We start from the raw sequence: 22,063 nt of genomic DNA on the forward strand, positions 1-22,063 counted from the left end.
CGTTTCCCCCTTCCCCAGCCCCTGACCTAGGTATGCTGCGAAAGCCGAAGAATTGACCTAGTGAGAGCGGTTGTCATGTCAACCGTATGCGCATCGCAGCAACAAGCCTGCCCCTCGTCTTCGGCGTGTCTCTTGTGACGCCGACAGCCCTGGCGGCTGAGAAGCCCGTGCCCGCAGCTCAGAGCGCAACCGACCGCTCTAGCGACGCAGAGTGCCTTGACCAGTTCCTCAAGGGTGGCGAGGCGAAGGCAACGCCCTTCATCCAGGCGAGCAGTCAGGAAGAAGCAATCAAAAAGCTCAATGACTACCAATGTGGAAAGGGCGCATCGGTACGTTTTACAACACCCAACTATGGGCCTTGCACGCTAAACCCCGGTGCAGTTTACCTGCGGAAGGAATATGACTACAAGGCTGCGGGTAATAAGCCCATCACGACATGCACCACGCCCGTAACATCTATCACTCACGCTGAAGAGATTCACTACAAGTGGTATGCGTGGTGGAAGAAGGCCGGCGGCACAACGATGTCGGGTGGTCGCAATATCGCAAAGCTCGAGCAGAAGAACGTGGTGAAGACCTGCAAGGGAACCACGAACACCACGTTTATTGGTTCCACGCTCGGTACGATCGTTTGGAAAAACAAGACCTACTACGCGCGGTCCTACACGAAGGTTGCTCAACTGAAGTGCACGATGTAGGCATGATCGCAGTCTTCGTAGACGGCTCAGCCAAGGTCGCACTCACGTCGGAAGACGAGCTTCTGAAGATCCTTGACAGCAACAAAAATCTTAGGACAAGAGTCTCATGGGAAGACTTGGACCTAGCCGGTGCAGCTCGGATTGAGAATAATCTGTACATTTGGGCTGCTGGAGACCTGAACGAATCGCCAGCGATTGCTTCAGCCCATGCAACATCAGAAGAAGCGACCGCCTGGATTGAAGATGACCCGATGAAACAATCTGGGTATTCAGCCGAAGTTCTGAGCCTCATTCGCCTGCCGATCGATGATCTCACCCAATTAGAGGTCTGACGTAACAGTGGAGGGGTAAGGCAGGTTTTCTGCCTTACCCCTCCACTGTTTTCTCACTCCGGCTCAACCGGGGTCCAGTGCAAGATCTTCATGTTCACCGGGCTCGTGCCGCCCATCCACGCATCGATCAGCGCGGCGTTGAAGGTCGCTGCGGCTTCCTCGTACTCCTGCGCTTCGATGCACGCGGCCACGGTCTCCATCTCAGACGCGTCGAGAGGGACGGTCGTCGTGATGTGCGTACGGTCTTCGATCGACGATGCTTTACCGCCCGTGTCGATCTCGACCTTCACCGTGCCTGGGATGGTGAAATGGCGCATCGCTGCCATGCGGTCCGCCTGGACTTTCCGCGCACCTCCCATGCCACGCTGCACGGCGGTGCGGCGCTTCTCTACGACCGGTGAGGCTTTCGCGAGCGGCATAGGGTTGCCGTCGCGATCGGCAGTCTTGGCCCATCGCTGCGCCTGACGATCACTCACGCCTGCCCACTGTGCCGCCTTCTTGATCGCCGCTGCGTGCGCGCTTCGCCTCGCCATTCACGCGGGCGAGCTCGCGTCGCTTCTGGCGGGGTGTACGGGCCTTGCTCAGACGCTCAGCGAGCTGGGCTTCCGCCTCGAAACGCGCGCGACGTTCGGCGCGCTGCGCGTGGTTTCGCACCATCTGCGGCACGGTCATGGCGCACCCCGACGCCCCGTCGCCCGCCGGCCCCAAGCCTCGACGTGCTACGACACCCCCGGCACATGCCGCGCGGCGCGCCTCACCCGACACGCCCGACACACCCACCGGCGCGTCATTCCCCCACAGCACCCACATACCCGGTATACATGTGAATACCGGGTATGCATACTGCGTATGCGGTAAGGGAACGGGAGCGTGACGTGCGCCGTCGACACATCGTCGGCGGCGCACGTCAGGCCTCACGAAGGGAAATGAACGATGACGCAACCAGCCCTCGAGCTCGACGGCGTGAGCAAGGTGCACCCCTCACCCGCGGGTGACGTGCACGCGTTGAAGGACATCAGCCTCGCGCTGTACCCGGGCGAACTCGTGGCCGTGATGGGCCCGAGCGGTTCGGGCAAGTCGACGTTGCTCAACATGGCCGGGGGCCTCGACGCGCCGACGAGCGGCGATGTGCGCATCGGCGGTGCGAGCATCGTCGGCGTCGGCCAGAAGGAGATGGCGAGTCTGCGCCGACGCAGCGTCGGGTTCGTCTTCCAGGACCTCAACCTCGTCCCGGCGCTGACGGCGGTCGAGAACGCCTCGCTCCCCCTCGAACTCGACGGCATGGGCCTGCGCGCCGCCCGCGCGGCCGGCTTCGAGGCGCTCGACGCCGTCGGCCTGGCCGACCTCGCCGACCGCTACCCCGAGGAGATGTCGGGCGGCCAGCAGCAGCGCGTCGCGATCGCGCGCTCCCTCGTCGGCGAGCGCCGCGTCGTGCTCGCCGACGAACCGACGGGCGCGCTCGACTCAGTCACGGGTGAGGAGGTGCTCATGGTGCTGCGTCAGCGCTGCGACGCGGGCGCCGCCGTCCTGCTCGTCACGCACGACTCGCGGCACGCGTCGTGGGCCGACCGCATCGTCAACCTGCGTGACGGCGCCGTCGTCGGCATCGTCGGCGACGAACCCGAGCCGTTCGGGGCGAGCGCCGTCACCCGCTCGCACGGTGCGACGAGTGTGACATCAGCAACGACGGAGGGCCGGGCATGATCACCGCGTCCGACCACCTGTCCCGGGTGCAGGAGCTCGCCGTCGTCAGCGTGCACACGTGGGTGCAGGGCTCGCCCCCGTCGCACGTGACGACGAAACCGGCCGAATCGTGGCTCGATGCGACGCACGGGCCGGCGCTCGAGGGCGTGTTCCTGTCGACGCCGGCGCTCGTCGTCCTGCTCGTCGGCATCATCGCCGTTGCGCTCGTCATGGCGGTGCGGACGGCCGGCGCGACGCGCGCGTCGCGTCCGGCGATCTCGCACCTGGCCGCACCTGCCAGTCGTGGGTCGCGCAACTCATCGGCGTCGGACGCCTCGCGCGCAGAGGGTCGTTGAGATGGCCTCCCCCCTCGCCGGATGGCGGCTGCCGCTGCGCCTCGCGTGGCGCGACATCATGCGTTACAAGGCCCGCTCGGCGCTCGCTGCGCTGCTCATCCTGCTGCCCGTCATGGCCCTGGCGACGATGCTCGCCTTCATCTCGACGTTCGAGATCAGCCCTGACGAAGAACGCGCCCGCGCCGTGGAAGGGCTCGGTGGCCTCGTCACGGTGTCCGCCGAGAAACCGGGCGTACCGATGCCGGCAGCCGGACGCGCCGTCACGACATCGAAGCCTCCGACGGCTGCTGAGGTGAGCGATCAGGCGGGCGTTGCCGCGCTCGAGGCCCACCAGGAAGGTTTCGTGTTCGCCGCCACGCAGGAGACGACGTCGGGTGGGTTCACGTCGACGTGGGGCACCGTCATGCTGACCGACGCCACCTCGCCCCTGCTCGCACGCAAGGCCACTCTCGTCTCGGGGCGCCTGCCGTCGAAGCCGGGTGAGGTCGCCGTCACCGAGTACGGCAAGAACATGGGGTTGCCGACCGAGGGGCCGATGCAGGCGCGCTCTGACTCCGGAAACCCGTCCGACAGCAAGACGGTGCACGTCACCATCGTCGGCACCGTGACGACGCCGTTCGCGGATGTCGCCGCCGTCGGGCCGGTGCCGACGGGGTACAAGCCGAGCTCGTCACCGGGGTTCCTCCTCGACGACACGCGCACGTTCTCGGCCGCTGACGTCGAGCAGTGGCACCGATTCGGCCTCGACCTGACGACCCGCGACAACGTGTCCGCGCAGGCGAGCGCCTATGACGTGGCTACGACGGGCGATTCGAGCATGGCCTTCGCCATCGCCGTCGCGACGATGGCCTTCGTCGCCGTGACGGCACTGCTCGCCGGCCCGGCGTTCGCGGCCGGCGCGACGCGTCAGCGTCGCAGCCTCGGGCTCGTCGCGGCGAACGGCGGCACCCGCGCCGTCCTGCGCCGCATCGTCCTGGCCAACGCGATGATCCTCGGTGCGCTGACCGCGCTCGTCAGTGCCGTCCTCGGCACCGCGCTCGGTGTCGTCGCCGCGAAGATCGCCTGCCGGCAGGTGACGACCCTCGATGCGCCTACCGACATCCGATTCAGCTGGATCGTCGGCCTCGTCGTCGTCTCGACGCTCGCCGCGCTCATCGCCGCGTGGGTGCCCGCGCGGGCTGCGGGTCGTACCAACCTTCTGCAGGCCCTGCGCGGGCAGGTGTCGGCGCGTGTCGTCAAGCGTCGACTGCCGACGATCGGCGTCATCGCCGTCGCGGCCGGCACGCTGTGCCTGTTCTTCGCGACGCAGCGAGGGGGCGACGGGTCGTCGATGAGTGAGGAGGGGCAGACCGCCCTTGCGTACATCGGCGTGCCGCTGTTCTTCGGCGGCGCGGTGCTCGCGGTGCCGTACGTGCTCATGGTGACCGGCAAGCTCGCCGGTCACCTGCCCCTGACGCCGCGCATCGCGGTGCGTGAGGTCAGCCGTCAGCGCACGCGGGCGACGGCGTCGATCGGCGCGGTGCTCGCCACCGTCGCCGTGTGCACGGGCGTCAGCGTCTACGGCGCGAGCGAGGACGCGTACCTCGCCAAGACGTACACCCCGTCGATGCCGATGGGTGAGGCGGCGTTCGTCTCGAGCTCTCCCGGCTCGCGGACCAGTGAGGCGGACGACAACACAGCCATCGCGGCGATCCGCAAGATCGTCCCCGGCGCCGCGGGTGCGTGGACAGTGGGCGCCGGAGACTTCATGCCCCGCTATCTCGCAGGGAAGTGCCCGGCGAAGAGCTCCGGTCAGGACGCCGCCGCCGCGGCCGTCAGCATGCTCGGCGTCGACGAGGCCGGCATGAAGCTCATGGGCCTCGATGCCGCGACGCGAGATGCTCTGAAGCGAGGTGAGTTCCTCCACGTCGGGCCATCGACGAACGACAGCCTGGGCGTCGCGGGATGGGGCCCCCAGTCGAGCGCCACGACGATCAACGACGGCAAGGTCACGCTGGCCGCGGTGCAGTGGAAGAACGCCGAACTGCCGGAGGCGACCGTCGCATCCTGCTCGCCCCTGACGGTGCCGGCACGCCCCGTGTCGTTCGACGCCGCGTTCAAGCTCGCTGGTTCGACGCCGAACTCGCTCATCGCGACGCGCGAAACGCTCGCGAAGCATCACATGACGGCCCATCTCGCGGCGATCACCGTCGCACCCGAGGGTGGGGTGAGCAAGAAGCTCGAAGGTCAGCTCAAGGCCGCCTCCCCGATCGACATGCCGTTGATGGTGGAGCGGGGCTACTCGAGCCCGATCCTCGTCATCCTCGGCATCATGACGGCGGCGCTCGCGTTCGTCGTCCTGCTCACGACGATCGTGTCGACGCTGCTCAACGACGCCGAATCGCAGGCCGATGCCGCGACGCTCGCGACCGTCGGGGCGCCCACGGGGATGCGGCGGCGCATCGTCGGCGCGCACGCGGCGGCGATCGGCGTCATCGGTGCGCTCATCGGCATCGCCGTCGGCATCGCGCCGGGGCTCATCCTGGCGCGGGCCTCGACGAACCACATGATGGACGAGCGGACGCACCAGCTCAGCGGCGGCACGTACGCGATCCCATGGTGGTCGCTCGCGATCATGCTCATCGCGGTGCCACTCGTCGCAGCGCTCGTGTCGATGCTGTTCGCACGCCGCAAGCCGGTGCTGACGAGGCGCGAGCGGTGAGCGTCATGCACGACTCGCGCCGGGTTCGGCGGGTTCGGCGGGTTCGGCGGGTGGGCGCGCCGCGTCGTACCGTTGAACGTTCATCGTTCACCGCGACGACGCGAAGGGGGCTGACGTGAGCGTTCGTAACGGCCTGCTCGCGCTGCTCGCGTCGCAGGAGATGTACGGCGCGCAGCTGCGCTCCGAGTTCGAGGCACGCACGGGTGGGCAGTGGCCCCTCAACATCGGCCAGGTCTACACGACGCTCGGGCGCCTCGAGCGCGACGGCCTCGTCGAGGGCGCGGGCGCGGCCGACGACGAGGGCCGCATTCCGTATCGCCTCACCGAGGCGGGGCGCGGTGAAGTGGATTCGTGGTGGGCCCAGGCCGTCCCGCGCGACGTGACGCCGCGCAACGAACTCGCCATCAAGTTGGCGCTCGCCGTCACGATGCCGGGCGTCGACGTGCGTGCGCTCGTCTCGACGCAACGCACCGCGACGATGCGGCACCTGCGCGAGCTCAACCGGTCGAAACCGCGCCGCACACCGGGCGCGCCGAGCGCTCCGACGCCTGACGAGCTCGTCCTCGAATCGCTCATCTTCGCCGACGAGGCCGAGCTGCGCTGGCTCGACTACGTCGAGGAGCGGCTGGCTCGCGGCTGACGTCGTGCGCGGTCCACATGGATCGCGAGGTGGGAGCGCCTGGCGCGGGGTTGACGTCGAGGTGCTTCGTCGCGCGCGCCTCAGTGCTGACGCGGTAGCTCGCGCCAGGTGCCGGTTCCCACCGCCTGTGCGAGGTCGCCCCGACGCGCTCGGGCGGCGCTGAACGTGGGGCACCGCTCCTCGTGAAGCACCCGGCCACGTCGACTCACACAGACGGCCCAGGGGCGACGAAACACGAAACGGGTCAATGCCAGCAGCGGAACCAGGAGCAACAGCAGAGCCAGCTCGCCGATGAGGTAGACCAGGACGACGATGAGCGGGACGAGCACGATGGCGAAGATCACCGCCGAGATCAGGTCATCACCGCCGGGGGATGCACTGAGGAGCTGCCCGGCCCACCGGTGAGCCCGGGGGCTCCACGGCAGCCACCGGCAACGCACCGCATAGGCGCGCGGTTTCGTGCCCGCTGCCGCGGGTTCCTTGACTCTCATGTTCTGTCCCTGAATTCATGAACACGACGCCATGCCACTGCCGCGGCGACGAGCACCCGTGTGCATGTGGAGGCGAAAGGCCCAGGTTTCCGGGGTTGTCGGTGGCCAGGTTCACAATAGAGGCATGCCCCGCCTCACGATGATGCTCGCGCCGCCGCAGGTGCGTCGCGCTGCCCGTCGTCGCGGGGTGACGAAGGCGCGCCTCGCGGACGAGCTGCAGACGTTCGTCGAGGTCAAGCCCGCGCCGGGGCGCTGGAAGACGGCGGCACACATCACGACGTGCGTGACGCTGACGGTGCTGGCGTTGTCGTTCGTCCTCGGCCCACAGCTCGGTCTGCTCGGGTTGACGGGCACGTTCTTGTGCACCGTCAGCGTCAAGCGGACGTGGCGTCACCGCGTCACCATCCTCGCGTGCATGACGCTCGCGTACGTCGCGGCGTTGACGATCGGGGTGAGCGTCGCAGGACATGCGGTGCTCACGACGGTCGCGCTGACGGCGATCGCCGGCGTCAGTGTGCTTCTGTACCACGCGCTCGTCGGCGACCCGCCTGGCCCTGTCTTTCTGACGATCGGCCCGGCCATCGGCACGTATCTGCCTACGGTCGGCGTGCCCGGCAGCCGGTTCCTGCTGGCAGCAGGCTGTGGCGCCGTGATGTCGAGCGTGCTGAGCCTCGCGCTGCAGTACCCGCAGCGTCACGAACCGGAGGATCAAGCCGTCGACGAGGCGCAGGAGGCGTGTGACGCGTACTTCGAGTCAGACCCGGACGGCGATTTCGTCGAGACGGGCCGCCTGCGGGACACGGCGTACGCGTCGATCTTCTCCGCGGCGTGGGCGTTGAGCGCGGCGACGGGCCGCCGTCACCCCGACCCGCACTGGCGCGAGCTGACGAAGCGCCTGCGCCGGTTGCACATCGAAGTCGTCCAGCGCACCGCCGCGACGCGACTGCCCGGGGCCGTGATCGCCGTCCCCGTCATGGCGCAGGCGCGCTACCTCGGACGCCCACCGCGGCGCTACCTGCTGCGCTGGGGGTTGTCGCGCTCGTCCTTGCCTGCGCTGATCGCGCGGCGCGCAGCGCTCGCGGTGCTGCTCACGTGCGTGCTCGCATACGCACTCGGCGTCACGCATCCGTACTGGGCGGTCATGACGACGGCGCTGCTCATCTCCCTCGGCGGCGACCGGTTGACACTGACGCATCGCGCCGCGCACCGCTTCGTCGGCACGGTCGTCGGGGTGGGGTTGTTCTTCCTCGTCAGCCTCACGCATCCGAGCGGCTGGTGGGTCATCGTCGTCGCGCTGATGTGCGTGTACCTGCTGCAGTGGACGGTCGTGCGCAACTATGCGCTGGGCTCGATGTTCATCACGCCGATGGCGCTGCTCGTGGCGTCGGCGGGCACGGCGCACAAGCCGATCGGTGAGTTGATGCTCGATCGCATCTTCGAGACGGCCCTGTCGTGCGTCATCTGCCTGTTCGTGCTGTGGGCGTTCGGGCGTCGTCTGCCCGTGCTGCTCGTGCGTCGTCAGTTCCGTCGCGCCCTGCGCGCCCTCGAGCGGGTGCTGCTGCTCCTGGCCGACGGTGAGCACAACTCCGAGCGGGGCGTCAGCGCGCGGCGCGACCTCGTCTTCGAGCAGCTCGAGGCCGCGCACGTCCTGCAGATAGCACAGCGCGACCTGCCGCGCGTGCTCGGGTCGTGGAGCGAGCTCGAGGCGAGCCTCGGTTCGGCCACGTACGTGACCCTCGCGGCGTGCTGGACGCACGATCCGCTCGCTCACCTCGACGCCGACGCGATGGCGTCACGCCTCGCGCGCCTCATCCACGACCTGCCGCCCGTCTCGACGCAGCTCGTCGACGCGACGACCATCGCCGCGAGCGTCGACGACCTACTCGACGTCGGGGGGCACGGCACCGCGCCGCGCCCGTAGCGGTGTCGTCGCGACAGCCGACGCGGTGCTCCCCACGTCCCGCACCCACCCCACGCGGTGAGTGCGATGAGCCGGACATGTACACGTTTTGCGGCTTCTCGTACACATCGCCCGAACGTGTCGATGGCATCACCATGTCGTCACCGCGAAGGCTCCGACGTCGGCGGATCAGCGATCGGTTGCCTCGGCCAGCGTGTCGAGGAGCGCGCGATTGAGGTAGACGACGCTGCGTCCGAGTTGCTGGCGCTCGAGAACATCGTGCTGCGCCAGGACGGAGAGCCACTTCGAAGCGGTTTGACGCTTGGCCAAGCCTGCGTCGACGATCGCCTCGATGCGGACGTACGGCTGCGCGAACAGCACCCGCGCGAGGTCTGACGCGGGTGCCTGCGCCGGGAGATGCCGGCGGATCGCGTCCTCCGCTTCCCGGCGCAGCCCTTCGATGACCTCGACGAGCGAGAGCGTCCATCGAGCGGTGGCGCCGACCGCACCCACCATGTAGAGGATCCAGCCCTGCCAGTCATCCTGGGCGGTGACGGCGCGGAGGCGGGAGTAGTACTCGTCCTTCGTACGAACGATGTGGCCCGACAGGTACAGCACCGGCTGCTCGAGCAGCCCCTTCTCGACGAGGAGCAGGAGGTTGATCACGCGACCGGTGCGTCCGTTGCCGTCGAAGAACGGGTGGATCGCCTCGAACTGGTAGTGCTGCATCGCCATCACGACGAGCGGATCGAACCCCGAGTCGGCGTGCAGGAAGCGTTCCCACCCGGACAGATGCTCGGCGATGACGTCTGCACCCTCGGGCGGCGTGTAGATGCGTTCACGGTTGACGGGGTTGCCGATATAGGTCCCCGGTTGATTGCGCAGAGTGGCGGTTCGGCCCTGCAGCTCGCTGCAGATCTCGAGTGCTGTTCCTGACGTCAGGGGGCGCGTCTGCAGCGAGTCGAACCCGACCCACAGGGCACGGCGGTAGCGCAGGGCCTCCTTGACCGCCGGGGACGTCCTGGTGTCCGGCATGTCCGCGGCAGCGCGGAACAGCTCGTCGTTCGTGGTCACGACGTTCTCGATCTCGCTCGAGGCCTGCGCCTCGAGAACCGGGAGCAGGTGAACGAGCATCGTCGGGTCCGGCAGGCGCCGGACCGCTTGATCCAGGGCGGCGAGGGCTCGACTGGCGGCGATGACCTCCTTGAGCACCGCCGGCGTCTCGACCTGCGTCGAGGGAGGAAGAGGCGGCAGATCCTGGTACGGAACGTCGGGGCCGGTCCACATGAGGACGAGCGTACGCGCCTGAGCACCCTGACATGTACACGTTTTGCGATTTCTCGTACATATCGCCCGAACGTGTCGATGGCATCACCATGTCGTCACCATGACGGCGCCCTGTCGTCACCCTGTCGACGTCCTCGCGGGAGCCGCTGACGCGCCGCCCGAGTCGGCCGTGAATGTGCTGAGGGGCATGGTGCTGCTGGACCTGACCTGCCAGGATGACGACGAAACGTCATTGCCTCTCGAAGGATCGATCATGGCGAGCATCAGGAGGCCACCGTCGAGGAGGCGACGACGATGATGACGTCGAGGAGGCGACGACGATGATGACGTCGAGGGCGCGCGCGTGGGCCGAGGCCGACCCGCATTCGTTCCCCACGCCCGTCCAGAAGTGATCACGCCCGCCGAGCGAGGAGAAGCATGAACATCGGATCCGAGATGACGATCGCCGAGATGATCGTCGAAGCGCTCGCCGAGTACGGCGTCAGCGAGTTCTGGGGTGTGGTCGGTGACGCGCTCAACCCCGTGGTCGACGCCATCCGGCGTGAGGACCGCATCGAGTGGGTCGGTGTGCGCCACGAGGAGGCGGGCGCGTTCGCCGCATCCGCGCAGGCGCAGCTGACGGGGCGTCTCGCGGTGTGCATGGGCACCGTCGGGCCCGGCGCGATCCACCTGCTCAACGGCCTGTACGACGCGAAGAAGTCGCACGCGCGCCGGTGCTCGCGGTCTGTGGGCAGGTGCCGACGGAGGAGATCGGCACGAGTTTCTTCCAGGAGGTCGACAACGACGCGTTGTTCAGTGACGTCGCCGTCTTCACCGCGACGGTGACGAGCGCCAACCAGATGCCTCAGCTGCTGGAAGCCGCCGTCGCACACCAGGGCGTCGCGGTGCTCAACCTGCCGGGCGACATCAGCGGGTTGAAGCTGCCGCACGGCACGCGGACGCCGCGGTTCGCGCCGCCGCCGCTGCCGTCGTCACCGGCTGCGGATTCGCTCGACGGGGCCGCCGCCGCGCTGCGGGATGCCGAGAAGGTGACGCTGCTCGTCGGTCGCGGTGCGCGTGAGGCGCGAGAGGAGGTGCTCGCGCTCGCCGAGAAGCTCGCCGCGCCGACGGTGCTGACCCTCAAGGCGAAGGAGGGGCTCGAGCACGAGAACCCGTACGAGGTCGGCCAGAGCGGGCTCATCGGCAACCCGGCGGCCGTCGGCGCGATGGACGAGTGCGACGTGCTGTTCATGATCGGCACCGACTTTCCGTACCGCGAGTGGTATCCGGAGGGCAAGAAGGTCATCCAGCTCGACACGCGCACGCAGCACATCGGACGCCGCACGCCCGTCGACATCGCGCTCGTCGGTGGTGCGCGCGAGAGTCTGCGGGCGCTGCTGCCGATGCTCGAGCCGGCGTCAGGGCGCGAGCACCTCGAGAAGGCGCAGTCGAAGTACGCGGAGTGGATGGACGATCAGCGCAAGCTCGCCGACCCCTCGTTCGACGAGTCGCTGCTCGGCAAGGTGCGCTCGCTCGGCGACAACCCGGAAGAGAAGGTGCGTCCGGAGGCCGTCGCGCTCGCGCTCGACGAGGTGTGCCCGACGAACACGATCTTCACCTCCGACACGGGCATGTCGACGGTGTGGCTGTCGCGGCTGCTGCCGATGCGCGGAGAGCGCCGTCTCATCGGCTCGTACAACCCTGGGCTCGATGGCGAACGCCATGCCGATGGCGCTCGGCGCGCAGGCGCTCGATCGTCGTCGCCCCGTCGTCGCACTGTGCGGTGACGGCGGCCTCATGATGCTCGTCGGCGACCTGCGCACCGCCGTCACGTACGGCCTGCCGGCGACGTTCGTCGTGTTCAACAACAGCAAGCTCGGGATGGTGAAGCTCGAGCAGGAACAGGTCGGGCTGCCCGAGTACGGCACGGCGCTCGACAACCCGAACTTCGCCGACGTCGCCGCCGCGATGGGTTTGCGCTCGCGGCGCGTCGAGGACCCGGCCGAGTTGAAATCGGTTCTGCGCGAGGCCGTTTCGTCACCGGAGCCGTGGCTCGTCGAAGTCGTGACGAACCCCGACGAGGTGTCGGTGCCCGGCAAGGTGAAGCCCGCCCACGCGTTCGGTTTCGCCAAGGCCAAGGTGACGGAGTTCTTCACCGACCGCGGCCCGACGGGTGGCGGGGAGCACTGAGCGTGCACTGATTCTGCGCTGAGCCGACGGCCGGACGAGCATTGTTGCTCGCCCGGCCGTCGTCGTGAACATCACCGCGGCTCGGCACGGATCGGCCAGCCTCCTCCGGCTATGGCTAGAACCTTCGTTGGAGATGCACCCCTCGGATTGGCGCGCGAATACGGCTTGGCCCTGGTGTCTGGCGGCTCACCAAATAGACGACAAACATCGCGCAATAATTCTTGCGCTTCTAGCCGGTCGGTGGCAGGCTTGCGGCTATGAACGCCACGCCAGGGCGCGATGAGGCTACACACATCACGGATCCCAAAGCCGTCGCGGCTATCACGCACCCACTTCGAATGAGGCTGCTCGGCGAGTTGGCGCGCCGTGGCACAGCTCGGGTGAAGGATCTTGCGGACTTGCTCGACGAGCCAGCCAACTCCGTCAGTTTCCACCTGCGCCAGCTGGCCCGATATGAGTTGATCGAGCCCGACCCGGACCACACGGGCGACCGTCGCGAGCGGTGGTGGCGGCCGACCTCCGAGCGCGGGTTTCATATCGACCTGGCGGCGCTGCGGGCGCAGACCGGGGGTGAAGCGGCGGTGGACACGCTTCGACGGGTCGCGGAGGGGCACGTGGTCGCCCTGCATCGGGCAATCCAGGCTCAGGTTGGCGACGGCGCCGAGCTCGATCCCTCCGGTAGCTCATCGCCCTGCTCAATCAGCCAAGACTTCGCAGTTTGGCTTGATGATCAGGAGTTGGTCGAGATGCGCGCCGAGCTCAGCGCCGTTCTGGACAAGTGGAGCGAGCGATCCCGGGACCGTCGCAACCAGGCAGTGGCACATCCCAACCGGCGCGGCTACTACGGCATGCTCTTGGCCGCTCCCGAGGACGAAATGTTCCGCGTGTACGCCCGCCAGGAGGAAAATCGATGATGGATACCGCCGACTACGACGCGTTCGCCCCCGCTTATGTCGAGGAGAACGAGAATGGCCTGTTCAACAAGTGGTACGAACGCCCCGAGGTGCTACGCCTGGCCGGTGATGTTGAGGGGCTTCGAGTGCTGGACGCCGGCTGCGGCCACGGACCCTTGACGAAAGAGCTGCGCGATCGTGGCGCAACCGTAAGTGGCTTCGATGTCAGCCCCGCGATGATCGCCATCGCCCGCGACAGGCTGGGTGAATGCGCCGACATACGGGTGGCCGATCTCGCTGCCCCGCTGCCCTATGGGGACAACGAGTTCGACCTGATCACGTGTTCTCTTGCGCTGCACTACGTCGAAAACTGGAGACCCACGCTCGGCGAACTGCGTCGCGTTCTACGCCCGGGCGGGCGGCTGATCGTCAGCCTGCTTCACCCCTTCCTCTTTGCCGCCCTGCACCGAGACCAGGACTACTTCGCACTCACCCAGTACTCCGAGGACTATGCGTTCGGCCAGACCACTACCGTGCTGACCTACTGGCACCGGCCCTTGCAGGATGTCCTCAATGCGTTCATCGACGCGGGCTTCACCTTTATCAGCCTGACTGAACCCAAGGTGCACCCCGACACCCCCAGCGAACTGCTGCCCCCAGGCGACAAACGGCAATTCCTCAGCTTCCTCTTCCTCACGCTCGCCCTACCCTGAGAACCCCGCGCGCCAGCAACTAACCAGCTTTGAACACCCTCATCACGACGTCACCGCGGAGGCGAAACCGCCTAGAGAATTCTTCGACCACGCGCGACCCACATCGCCACAGCACGGACGAAACCGACGGCCGGACGAGCATTGTGCCTCGTCCGGCCGTCGTCGTGAACATCACCGTGGCTCGGCTCTGAGGACCCGACGGCGTGAAGGTGGCGCTGATGACCCCCCGCAGGGCAGATAGCCTGCAGGAATGCTTCCCCTCGTGGCTCTCCACGGCCTTGCCAGCACCTCAGACGAGTGGGATGAATTCGCGCGGTCGCTCCCGCCTGCCTGGGAATTCATCGCCTTTGATCAGCTGGCTCACGGATCCGCTGCGGAAATGACCGGGGATCTGTCGCGCGAGGCACACGTCGCGCATGTCGTGTCGCAGATCCGTCGTCACGCGGCCACCCCCTGCGTGCTCGTCGGTCAGTCGATGGGCGCCCACACGGCCATGCTCGTCGCGGCGCATCACCCTCAGCTCGTGTCCGCACTCGTTCTCATCGAGGGCGGCGTCGGGGGTGAGGGACCCGAAGCGACGACAGATGTCATCGCATGGGTTCGCACGCTCGTCGACGACCAGGGAGAACCTCGTTTCGATGCGGTGGCCCTGGCGCGCGCCATCCAAGCAGTCCACGCGCAGCAGTTCTGGGAGGACTGGGAGCAGGTTTCGTGTCCGACGCTCATCGTGCGCGCACAGCACAGTTTCATCGCAAACGAAGAGCACGAACGCATGGCTGGCCGGCCAGGAACGCGGGTCGCGCTCGTCGCCGAGAGCGGACACGACATCCACCTCGCTAGGCCCGAGCCCTTGGCGCGGATCGTCATCGACTTCCTGCGCGAAGCCATCGCCGCATGACGGGATGATCCCCGGGGCGGCCGAACCGGGCTGACGTCCCATATCGGCGCGCACCCGGTCACGGTCGGGTGAGTCCGCCGGTCTGCCGGGCTGTGTGGCACATGGATCCGTCAATCCGACTTCATGGGCACGCAGCGTCTCGATCCGCGCCTCAGCCGCGCGCGAGCAGGACGTCGCGGGTGATCTCGAGGTGGCCAAGGTGCTGCGCGAGCTCCTCGACGACGTGCAGGAGCACGGCGCGGCAGTCGGTGACCTGATACGAGCGCGCCGGGGCGTCGACTCGGTCGGCCGGCGGGGCCACCGGGAGCGCGTCGAGGTCGGTGGCGGCGACGTCGTCTATGAAGGCCTGACGTTCGCGTGCGGCGCGTTCGACGAGCGTCGAGACGGGGCCGGTGGCGGTGAACTCAGCGTCGCGGTCGCGCGGAACGGTGCCCCTCAGGTTGACGGTGCTCGACCACCGACGCATCGCCCCGAGGCAGTGCGTCAGCAGCGCGTAGGGGCTGTTCGAGCCGGCGACGGGCAGCGTCGCGTTGGCCGTCGCGTCATCCATGTCGCGCACGATGGTGACGATCGCGTCGAACTTCGCCAGCACGTAGGCGAGGATGACGTCCTTCTCCGAAATCTGCGTCATGCCGCCAGTATGACGGCCCGTGGGCCTGCAGTTCGTGCCGGCGATTCGCCCCTGACGGCGAGGGAGACGCCGTCTACCGTGGCCGCATGAGCGATGCCCCCCAGCTGATGCAGACCGTCCTCGACGCGCGTGATCCGCGGCGCCTCGCGGAGTTCTATCGGCAGTTCCTCGGGCTGACGTATCGCGCCGGGACGAGCTACCGAGTGACGGCCCGGATGATGCCGACTGGCTCGTGCTGACGCACGCGGGCGGCCGCCGAGCGCTCGCGTTTCAACGCGACGAGGACCTCGAACCCACGACGTGGCCCGAGGGGCGCGTGCCGATGCAGATGCACCTCGACCTGACGGTGCCGGCCGTGGCCTCGCTCGAACGGCAGCGGGAGCGCGCCGTGTCGCTCGGCGCGACGCAGGTGCTCGACCGCTCCGATGACGACGATGAAGCCCTCTACGTCTTCACCGAACCCGCCGGGCATCCGTTCTGCGTGTTCGTGGCGTGACGGTTGGCTCAACCGAGGCTGCGCACCTCAAGTACCACGTGGTCCTGCTCGGCGCGTGCTGGCGGGGGAAGTAGGCGCGGCGTAGCCCCGTGAAGTAGCACGAGCCGGGCCGGACGTGCGGATCCCGAGGCCTCGCGCCATGACGGCATCTCTTCGCCTCGCAACTCGCCATGTTCGAACATATGTACTAAACTGGAGTCATGGACGAGGTCGCGCGCACCCTGCTTCGGCAGGCACGCAACCTCCCGGTTCTCGATCGGTTCGAGCTCTGGGAGGCGCTGAGTCACGCCCTCTTCGACGAGGCACTCAACGCCGAGGGCGCCTTCGTCGAACGTCCCGTCATGACGCTCGACGAGCGGGCCGCAGCGCTCGAGGAGGCCGCTGTCTCGCTCGAGCGCGCTGCTGCCACCGCGTCGCGGGTGTCACGCTCCGCGGACGCGACGATGCACGCTCTCGCCGCACGCCACCACACCGTCCATCGCGAGCGTGACGACATCGAGTGGGAGTCGATGGACGATCGCGACTACCCCCTGACGCCCGGCGAGTTCGCCGCGGCAGCGCTCGGCCCTGCCCTGGGCGTGTCCAGTTCTCACGCCGAAGCGATGGCCGCTGATGCCGAGCGCATCCGCCACTGCCTGCGTCCCCTCTTCGAGCAGGCCGGCGCCGGGCGTGCGCGCATGAGTTCGGTGGTCAAGATCAGTGATGTGCTGGCGCATCTCGACGACGCGCAGATCGCGGTGGCGTTGCCGCACCTGATCCACGCGAAGGCTGCCACCGCGGGCTCCACGGCGGCGAGCAACCGCACGACGCGAGTCCTCGACGCCCTGGGGTTGACCGAAGACGAGGACGAGATCGACATAAGGGCACAGCTCGGTGTCTGGTTCGCGCCACACCCCGAGCACCCGACCCTGACGGAGCTGCGCGCGGTCCTGCCCGCGCGCGACGCGGCGGATCTCAAGGCCGCCATCCACTCCCACGCACAGGAGCTTCGCGACTCGGCCCCGCACGTACTCGACGTCGCGCTGCGCGAACCGATCAATGCGCTGCGCGCGGACGCTCTCGTCCTGCTGGCGCTGGCCAACGTGCACGTCACACCGGTTCTGCACCTCCAGGTGCCTGTTGTGCGCTCTCGTCCCTCGGTGGCCGGTGGCGCGGAGGCGGTGGAGCGGGTTACTCACACCTCCGGGCCAACGCTCGACGGGAGCGCGAGCCGCGTCAGCGTCCTCGACGCGGATGGCGTCTGGAGCGGCCGTTCCGGGCCTGGGTGGCCGGATGCCGCACGCGCATCGGAGCGAGTGTGGAACCGCCATTCCGGCTCAGGTGGCCCCGACTCCACTCGCGAAGCGAGCGGCGTGTGGACCCGCCGTCCGGGCTCAGGCGGCCCGAATGCCGCTCGCTTATCGGAGGGTTTCGGTGGCGTGGGGCCGCCCAGCGGTGCCGATGGCGTCCCCCTGCGACGCGGGGTGGGCGAACACAGCTCGACGAACGGCTTCGGTGATGCCCGCGTGCCGGGCGTCGGGACGATCGTGGCCGCTGTCGTCGAGGAGCTGGCCCGCGTGGTGGGCGCGGTGTTCACGACGGAGCTCATGGACGCCGAGCGCTGGACGACGATCGCCACGAGCACGCAGAAGTATCGTCTGTCGACGGCAATCCGCACGTTCGTGGAGCGTCGCGATGTGCACTGCCGGTTCCCCTGGTGTTCGCGCCGCGCGGAGGGGTGCGATGCCGACCACGTCGTCCCCTTCGCCGACGGCGGGGAGACGAGTGCCGCGAATCTGCAGATGTTGTGTCGTCATCATCACCGGGCGAAGACGTTCGGTGGTTGGGCCGTGCAGATGAACGCTGACGGGGTGTGCACCTGGCAATCGCCTTCGGGGCCGATGATGCTGACCCACCCGAACGATGCCGTCCCCCGCGATCCTGACGACCAGAGCTTCACCGTCGATCTCGACCGCGCGGCTTGGCCACTCGCTGCGGGACCTGCGGCTCTCGAAGCCACGCGTCCAGCCGAGAGCGCGCCGGCCGGCTAGTTTCAGCCCGGGCGCACCGCGAGCATCGCCCCACGCCGCTAGCCCGGCCGGTGCGTGTCCCTACCCGAGATGACGACGGTCGTCGTGGCCGCGGGCCCAGCCGTGCGTCACCCAGCCACCCTGGCTCGAACGCTGTACCTCTGGGCTGTCACTCCATCCGCGTGGGTCGCTTGGGCGACTGAGAGCCGCCGCTGATCACAGCGTCGTAGACCTCGTCGACCGCACGCGGTATCCCACCTCCAACGGGACGTCGGCCAGCGCCATTACCTTCGCCGCCGGCGTCGCCGGGCCCCGCGTCGCCGCCGACGACCTCGTTGACGCCCCCGTCGCGCGACGTCTGCGCTCCGGCACACTTCACGCCTGCGCGCGCCAACATCTGCGCCTGCCAGGGAGCGCGCAGCGCCGCGGCATGCAGGGCGGGCTCGTCGCTGAGCACACGATGCGCGGCGTCCTGACGCAGGTGCCCGTCGTGCAGCAGCGCGAGGTCGTCGGCCCACTCCCACGCGAACGCGAGGTCATGCGTCGACAGGGCGATCGTCGTACCGCGTTCCTCGAGCGACGTGAGGCTCGCGAGCAGCGCCTCGACGCCGGCCGGGTCGAGACCGGCCGTCGGCTCGTCGAGCAGCAAGTACGCGGGGCGCATCGCGACGGCACCCGCGATGGCCACGCGTTTCTGCTGCCCGAACGACAGTTGATGAACCGGCCGATCCGCGAGGTCGCTGATCCCGAGGACGTCGAGCGTCTCCTCGACGCGTCGCCGCACCTCGTCGGGCGGCAGCCCGAGGTTGGTCGGGCCGAACGAGACGTCCGCGAAGACGTCCGCCGAGAACAACTGATCCGCCGGATCCTGAAGCACGAGCTGCACGAGCTGTCGATGACGCTCCAGCCCGCGCCGCGAACGCTGCAACGCCACCCCGTCGACGACGACGTCCCCTGACGTCGCCGCAACCGACCCGGCCACGGCGCGCAACAGCGTCGTCTTGCCTGCGCCGTTCGCGCCGACGAACGCGAGCCGCCGCCCCGGCTGCACGTTGAGGTCGACGCCGTCGAGTACGGCGTCCCGACCGCGATACCCCACGCGCAGATCCCTGACACTCAACCCACGGGTACCAGTTGCCTCCCGGCCGCCGGGCTCAGCCACACGTGACTCACTATCTCGAGCGACGCCGTTCGGCCCAGCTTGCCTGTTCTGCAGCCACCTGTTCATCGCGACATCACCGCCCACGTCATGAGGGCGCTGACGACGAGCACGACACCACACAGCGACCGCCACGACGCCTGCCGCGCGGGCGTCGTGACGATGAGGTCGCCCGTGTATCCACGTCCGGCGAGCCCCGCTTCGAGGCGCTGGGCGCGCGTCCAGGCCCGGACGAGCACCCCCGCGAGCAGCGTCCCAGTGCTCGCGAGCGCCGCGCGGCGCGTCGCGTATCCGAGGCGCGCCGTCTGACTCTCCCGGATCGTGCCGACCGAGTCGAGCAGCGTGAAGATCATCCGATACACGACGCCCGCGATCTCGACGAGAAACGCCGGCACCCCGACGCGCCGCAGCCCGCCGAGGACGTCCGTCATCGGCGTCGTCAGCGCGAGCACGAGGACGGCAGCCGCCCCCGCCGCTGCACGCGACCCCGTCAGAACGGCTCGATCGAGCGACGATCGCCCGATCGAGAACGGCCCCGCCTGCCACAGCGCGTCATCGGGCGCGGGGCCGATCGACACGAGCACGCCCACGAGGCCGATGACGACGAACACCGCCGGCAGCGCCCACACACGCAGCACGAGCCCGGGCGCGACGCGCGCACCCACCGTGACGGCGACGAACGCGACGACGACGACGGCCAGGTCGACGCGCACGTCCCGCGCCACCATCGCCACGGCGAGAAGACCGAGCGCCAGCGCAGCCTTCTCGCTGACGGCATGCGAGCGCCACGCGCTGCTCCACGCCGCCTCGTCGATCGCGAGATGAGCCACGCTCAGGCGATCCGCGAACCGTCGGACGCGTTCGTGACGACACCCGTCGCAGCGTCATCACCTGGGGCAGCACGACGTGACGCAACACCGCTACCCGCACTCGCGACACCCGACGCCGCGTCGCGGTTCTTGCGACGCTCGCGGAACGTGCCGAGGACGAAGCCGAGGAAGCCCGCACCGAGCGCGGCCTGCATCGCGAACAGCCCCGATTCGACCTCGCCACCGGGCTGCGTCCAGAACGGCTCGAACCACGGCTTGTAGTCGGGGTCGGACTTCTCGATGGTCTCGGTGGCCGCAGCGTCCGTGCCACCGAAGTCGCCACTGCGCGTGCCCATGACGAGCGCCAGGACGAAGATCGCCGCCGCGAGCACGACGAGGAGGACGTTCGTCAGTCGACGGTCACGCACGGCTCGCCTCCTTCGCCTCGACGTCGGCCGAGACCGCGACACCCGTATCGAACCCACGATCGCGTCCGAATCCGAGACCGGCGAGCTCCGGGCCGGCCCAGGAGCGCAGCGCGTTCATGAGCAGCACACCGACGAGGCCCTCGACGATGGCGAGCGGAATCTGCGTCACCGCGAACAGCCCGAGAAACCGCGACCATGCGCCGACGAAACCCGTCGCGCGGTCGGGGAAGGCGAGGGCGAGCTGCGTCGCCGTCGTCACGTACGTCATGAGGTCGGAGACGGCGACGGCGCAGAACACGGCGATCGACAGCGGCGCGCGACGCATCAGCCGATAGACGCCGTACCCGGCCCACGGCCCGACGACTGCCATCGACATGACGTTCGCGCCGAGCGTCGTCAGCCCGCCGTGCGCGAGCAACAGCGCCTGGAACAGCAGCACGATCGTGCCCAGCGCCGCCATGACGGGCGGGCGGAAGATGATGGCGCCCTCGCCGGTGCCCGTCGGATGCGACGAACTCCCGGTGACGGACGGCAACTTGATGGCCGACAGCACGAACGAATACGCCCCGACTCCGCCGAGCAGCAGCTTCGACTCCGGATGCTTCTCGATCGTGCGCTTGATCTCGCGCGCTCCGTGGATGACGAAGGGTGCCGCTACCGCACTCCAGGCGGCAGCGTGAACAGGGGGCAAGAACCCCTCAGCGATATGCATGAGTGCACCTTCCCGGGATGACGCGTCCCGCTCGATGGCGTCACCCCGAGTTCCTGACTCACGGAAATCCCGTTCACAGTGGCGCGACCGTGCCGGATTCTCACCGGCTTCCTCGTCCTGGGTGACGCGCGCTGCCCACCCTAGCGAACCGCCCGCCCGCCGTGGGCGCCCGGGACGCAGTAGCTCCCGCAACGGTGATCACACCTTCGTCGTGTCCGGCCCGCCACCTCTGACGGCCCCTCGCGCCACCGCCCCACGGCCAGGCTTCACCCCGGTGCTCCCCCACGCCCGCGCTGCGGCACCGCACCACGTCGACATTGCGACGTCAACACCACGCCAGATCGCCCGCGAGCGCTCATGGCCGACGCACAGGATCTCGACATCACCCACCCACACGCGAGCGCGAACGTGGGGGACGTGGAGAACACGACGGTGACACGAGTCCTGACGGTGGCAGGCGGCGCCCTCGCAGCCTGGATCCCGGTGCTCTACCTGCGCCTGGACGCGCAGCGCGTCGACCCTGCGAGCATCGCGGCGTGGTTGGGGCTCGACGTGAGCGAACTCCTCGCCCTCACCGCACTCGTTCTGGCCACCAGTCGACGCGCCGCGGCCACCCGGCTCATCGGGCTCGTCGCCGCGACGCTGTTCGTCCTCGACGCCGTCACGGACATCGCGAGCGCGACCACGACAAGTTCGCTCGCCACCGCCGTCGCCATGGCGCTCGCCGCCGAGATCCCCGTCGCTCTCGGATGCCTACGCCTCGCCCTGATGCATGACGCGCCGGCCACGACGACGCAGCTGGCTCACGTCAGCTCCTGACCAACGCCGGCGCGAGAACAGGCGCCAGCTCGAACTCCCGTCCCAAACCGCGATTCGCGTCCCCATCTGCGAATCCCGTCCCCAACGACTCGCCGACCTCACACCTACCGTCGAGACGCCGAGACCACGAGGCGACGTCACCGTGAGACGCCGCAACCACGAGACGACGAACGCCGGCCGGATGCTTGTCGCATCCGGCCGGCGTCATGTTCGCCTACACCCGATTCCTCGCGTCGTCT

Annotated in this window: 26 protein-coding genes and 1 riboswitch; of the genes, 17 read left to right on the forward strand and 9 right to left on the reverse strand. The window is 68.4% G+C overall.

The features are described 5' to 3' along the window. The first annotated feature begins 86 nt into the window (after positions 1-86). Both AC1RS9_RS11865 and AC1RS9_RS11870 read left to right on the forward strand, forming a co-directional pair. The gene (locus AC1RS9_RS11865) at positions 87-698 is read left to right on the forward strand and encodes a hypothetical protein (protein ID WP_492921605.1); all 612 of its coding nucleotides are present in this window, start codon (positions 87-89) and stop codon (positions 696-698) included. A gap of 2 nt (positions 699-700) precedes the next feature. Then, entirely contained in the window at positions 701-1,030 is a 330-nt protein-coding gene (locus tag AC1RS9_RS11870) for a hypothetical protein (RefSeq protein ID WP_131941650.1), read from the forward strand. 53 nt (positions 1,031-1,083) lie between these two features. Here AC1RS9_RS11870 and AC1RS9_RS11875 read toward each other — a convergent pair whose 3' ends face one another. Continuing rightward, positions 1,084-1,506, reverse strand: a complete 423-nt coding sequence (locus AC1RS9_RS11875; protein WP_143181554.1) for a hypothetical protein — start codon at positions 1,504-1,506, stop codon at positions 1,084-1,086. Then, a complete protein-coding gene (locus tag AC1RS9_RS11880) occupies positions 1,499-1,702 on the reverse strand; it encodes a hypothetical protein (RefSeq protein WP_006943496.1) in 204 nt (67 codons plus the stop codon). The genes AC1RS9_RS11875 and AC1RS9_RS11880 overlap by 8 nt, the downstream gene beginning before the upstream one ends. 261 nt (positions 1,703-1,963) lie before the next feature. On the opposite strand from AC1RS9_RS11880, the gene AC1RS9_RS11885 reads away from it, so the two are divergent. The 4 genes from AC1RS9_RS11885 to AC1RS9_RS11900 all read left to right on the forward strand — a co-directional run bounded on the left by AC1RS9_RS11885 (position 1,964) and on the right by AC1RS9_RS11900 (position 6,410). Continuing rightward, entirely contained in the window at positions 1,964-2,734 is a 771-nt protein-coding gene (locus tag AC1RS9_RS11885) for an ABC transporter ATP-binding protein (RefSeq protein WP_006943493.1), read from the forward strand. Then, on the forward strand, positions 2,731-3,069 hold the full coding sequence (locus tag AC1RS9_RS11890; protein WP_006943491.1) for a hypothetical protein: 339 nt from the start codon (positions 2,731-2,733) through the stop codon (positions 3,067-3,069). The genes AC1RS9_RS11885 and AC1RS9_RS11890 overlap by 4 nt, the downstream gene beginning before the upstream one ends. Before the next feature lies 1 nt (position 3,070). Beyond that, positions 3,071-5,770, forward strand: a complete 2,700-nt coding sequence (locus AC1RS9_RS11895; RefSeq protein WP_006943497.1) for an ABC transporter permease — start codon at positions 3,071-3,073, stop codon at positions 5,768-5,770. 115 nt (positions 5,771-5,885) lie between these two features. Beyond that, positions 5,886-6,410, forward strand: coding sequence for a PadR family transcriptional regulator (locus AC1RS9_RS11900; protein WP_006943494.1), 525 nt, complete (start codon positions 5,886-5,888; stop codon positions 6,408-6,410). Between the two features lie 80 nt (positions 6,411-6,490). On the opposite strand, the gene AC1RS9_RS11905 is transcribed toward AC1RS9_RS11900, so the two are convergent. Next, complete coding sequence (locus tag AC1RS9_RS11905; protein ID WP_338811616.1) at positions 6,491-6,901, reverse strand: hypothetical protein; 411 nt, start codon at positions 6,899-6,901, stop codon at positions 6,491-6,493. Between the two features lie 124 nt (positions 6,902-7,025). Here AC1RS9_RS11905 and AC1RS9_RS11910 point away from each other — a divergent pair, with 124 nt between their 5' ends. Next, on the forward strand, positions 7,026-8,822 hold the full coding sequence (locus AC1RS9_RS11910) for an FUSC family protein (RefSeq protein WP_338811617.1): 1,797 nt from the start codon (positions 7,026-7,028) through the stop codon (positions 8,820-8,822). Positions 8,823-8,990: 168 nt separating this feature from the next. On the opposite strand, the gene AC1RS9_RS11915 is transcribed toward AC1RS9_RS11910, so the two are convergent. After that, a complete protein-coding gene (locus AC1RS9_RS11915; RefSeq protein ID WP_062256193.1) occupies positions 8,991-10,088 on the reverse strand; it encodes a Fic family protein in 1,098 nt (365 codons plus the stop codon). A 417-nt stretch (positions 10,089-10,505) separates the two neighbouring features. Between AC1RS9_RS11915 and AC1RS9_RS11920 the strand changes: the two genes are divergently transcribed. The 6 genes from AC1RS9_RS11920 to AC1RS9_RS11945 all read left to right on the forward strand — a co-directional run bounded on the left by AC1RS9_RS11920 (position 10,506) and on the right by AC1RS9_RS11945 (position 14,761). Then, complete coding sequence (locus tag AC1RS9_RS11920) at positions 10,506-10,913, forward strand: thiamine pyrophosphate-binding protein (RefSeq protein ID WP_240742565.1); 408 nt, start codon at positions 10,506-10,508, stop codon at positions 10,911-10,913. Continuing rightward, the gene (locus AC1RS9_RS11925) at positions 10,823-11,854 is read left to right on the forward strand and encodes a hypothetical protein (RefSeq protein WP_253184183.1); all 1,032 of its coding nucleotides are present in this window, start codon (positions 10,823-10,825) and stop codon (positions 11,852-11,854) included. The genes AC1RS9_RS11920 and AC1RS9_RS11925 overlap by 91 nt, the downstream gene beginning before the upstream one ends. Beyond that, entirely contained in the window at positions 11,778-12,257 is a 480-nt protein-coding gene (locus AC1RS9_RS11930) for a thiamine pyrophosphate-dependent enzyme (RefSeq protein ID WP_231729367.1), read from the forward strand. Before AC1RS9_RS11925 ends, AC1RS9_RS11930 begins: the two co-directional genes overlap by 77 nt. A 257-nt stretch (positions 12,258-12,514) precedes the next feature. After that, positions 12,515-13,171, forward strand: coding sequence for a winged helix-turn-helix domain-containing protein (locus AC1RS9_RS11935; protein ID WP_082740477.1), 657 nt, complete (start codon positions 12,515-12,517; stop codon positions 13,169-13,171). Beyond that, the gene (locus AC1RS9_RS11940; RefSeq protein ID WP_312294783.1) at positions 13,168-13,863 is read left to right on the forward strand and encodes a class I SAM-dependent methyltransferase; all 696 of its coding nucleotides are present in this window, start codon (positions 13,168-13,170) and stop codon (positions 13,861-13,863) included. Before AC1RS9_RS11935 ends, AC1RS9_RS11940 begins: the two co-directional genes overlap by 4 nt. 250 nt (positions 13,864-14,113) lie before the next feature. Next, positions 14,114-14,761 carry an alpha/beta fold hydrolase gene (locus tag AC1RS9_RS11945; protein ID WP_006947570.1) on the forward strand — a complete coding sequence of 216 codons (648 nt, stop codon included), beginning with the start codon at positions 14,114-14,116 and terminating at the stop codon, positions 14,759-14,761. Positions 14,762-14,912: 151 nt separating this feature from the next. Here the strand turns inward: AC1RS9_RS11945 and AC1RS9_RS11950 are convergent, their stop codons facing one another. Then, positions 14,913-15,392: a mycothiol transferase gene (locus AC1RS9_RS11950; protein ID WP_074046267.1), complete on the reverse strand. Its 480-nt coding sequence runs from the start codon at positions 15,390-15,392 to the stop codon at positions 14,913-14,915. A gap of 86 nt (positions 15,393-15,478) precedes the next feature. Here AC1RS9_RS11950 and AC1RS9_RS11955 point away from each other — a divergent pair, with 86 nt between their 5' ends. From AC1RS9_RS11955 to AC1RS9_RS11965, 3 genes are all read left to right on the forward strand, one after another. Continuing rightward, positions 15,479-15,631, forward strand: a complete 153-nt coding sequence (locus AC1RS9_RS11955; RefSeq protein ID WP_311200859.1) for a VOC family protein — start codon at positions 15,479-15,481, stop codon at positions 15,629-15,631. After that, positions 15,625-15,888: a VOC family protein gene (locus AC1RS9_RS11960; RefSeq protein WP_006947573.1), complete on the forward strand. Its 264-nt coding sequence runs from the start codon at positions 15,625-15,627 to the stop codon at positions 15,886-15,888. The genes AC1RS9_RS11955 and AC1RS9_RS11960 overlap by 7 nt, the downstream gene beginning before the upstream one ends. Before the next feature lie 200 nt (positions 15,889-16,088). After that, positions 16,089-17,918: an HNH endonuclease signature motif containing protein gene (locus tag AC1RS9_RS11965; protein ID WP_259879569.1), complete on the forward strand. Its 1,830-nt coding sequence runs from the start codon at positions 16,089-16,091 to the stop codon at positions 17,916-17,918. A gap of 148 nt (positions 17,919-18,066) precedes the next feature. On the opposite strand, the gene AC1RS9_RS11970 is transcribed toward AC1RS9_RS11965, so the two are convergent. The 4 genes from AC1RS9_RS11970 to AC1RS9_RS11985 form a co-directional block, all read right to left on the reverse strand. Then, the gene (locus tag AC1RS9_RS11970; RefSeq protein WP_237723805.1) at positions 18,067-18,996 is read right to left on the reverse strand and encodes an energy-coupling factor ABC transporter ATP-binding protein; all 930 of its coding nucleotides are present in this window, start codon (positions 18,994-18,996) and stop codon (positions 18,067-18,069) included. Positions 18,997-19,121: 125 nt separating this feature from the next. Continuing rightward, the gene (cbiQ, locus tag AC1RS9_RS11975; RefSeq protein WP_170957293.1) at positions 19,122-19,886 is read right to left on the reverse strand and encodes a cobalt ECF transporter T component CbiQ; all 765 of its coding nucleotides are present in this window, start codon (positions 19,884-19,886) and stop codon (positions 19,122-19,124) included. 2 nt (positions 19,887-19,888) lie between these two features. Further along, the gene (locus AC1RS9_RS11980; protein ID WP_006947575.1) at positions 19,889-20,293 is read right to left on the reverse strand and encodes an energy-coupling factor ABC transporter substrate-binding protein; all 405 of its coding nucleotides are present in this window, start codon (positions 20,291-20,293) and stop codon (positions 19,889-19,891) included. After that, entirely contained in the window at positions 20,286-21,005 is a 720-nt protein-coding gene (locus AC1RS9_RS11985; RefSeq protein WP_038569681.1) for an energy-coupling factor ABC transporter permease, read from the reverse strand. Before AC1RS9_RS11985 ends, AC1RS9_RS11980 begins: the two co-directional genes overlap by 8 nt. Before the next feature lie 46 nt (positions 21,006-21,051). Further along, a riboswitch (cobalamin riboswitch) is annotated at positions 21,052-21,148 on the reverse strand. A gap of 214 nt (positions 21,149-21,362) precedes the next feature. On the opposite strand from AC1RS9_RS11985, the gene AC1RS9_RS11990 reads away from it, so the two are divergent. Continuing rightward, positions 21,363-21,824: a hypothetical protein gene (locus tag AC1RS9_RS11990; RefSeq protein WP_492921614.1), complete on the forward strand. Its 462-nt coding sequence runs from the start codon at positions 21,363-21,365 to the stop codon at positions 21,822-21,824. Positions 21,825-22,063: the final 239 nt, after the last annotated feature.

The sequence above is a fragment of the Dermacoccus sp. MPR-E5 genome (genome assembly GCF_058809565.1).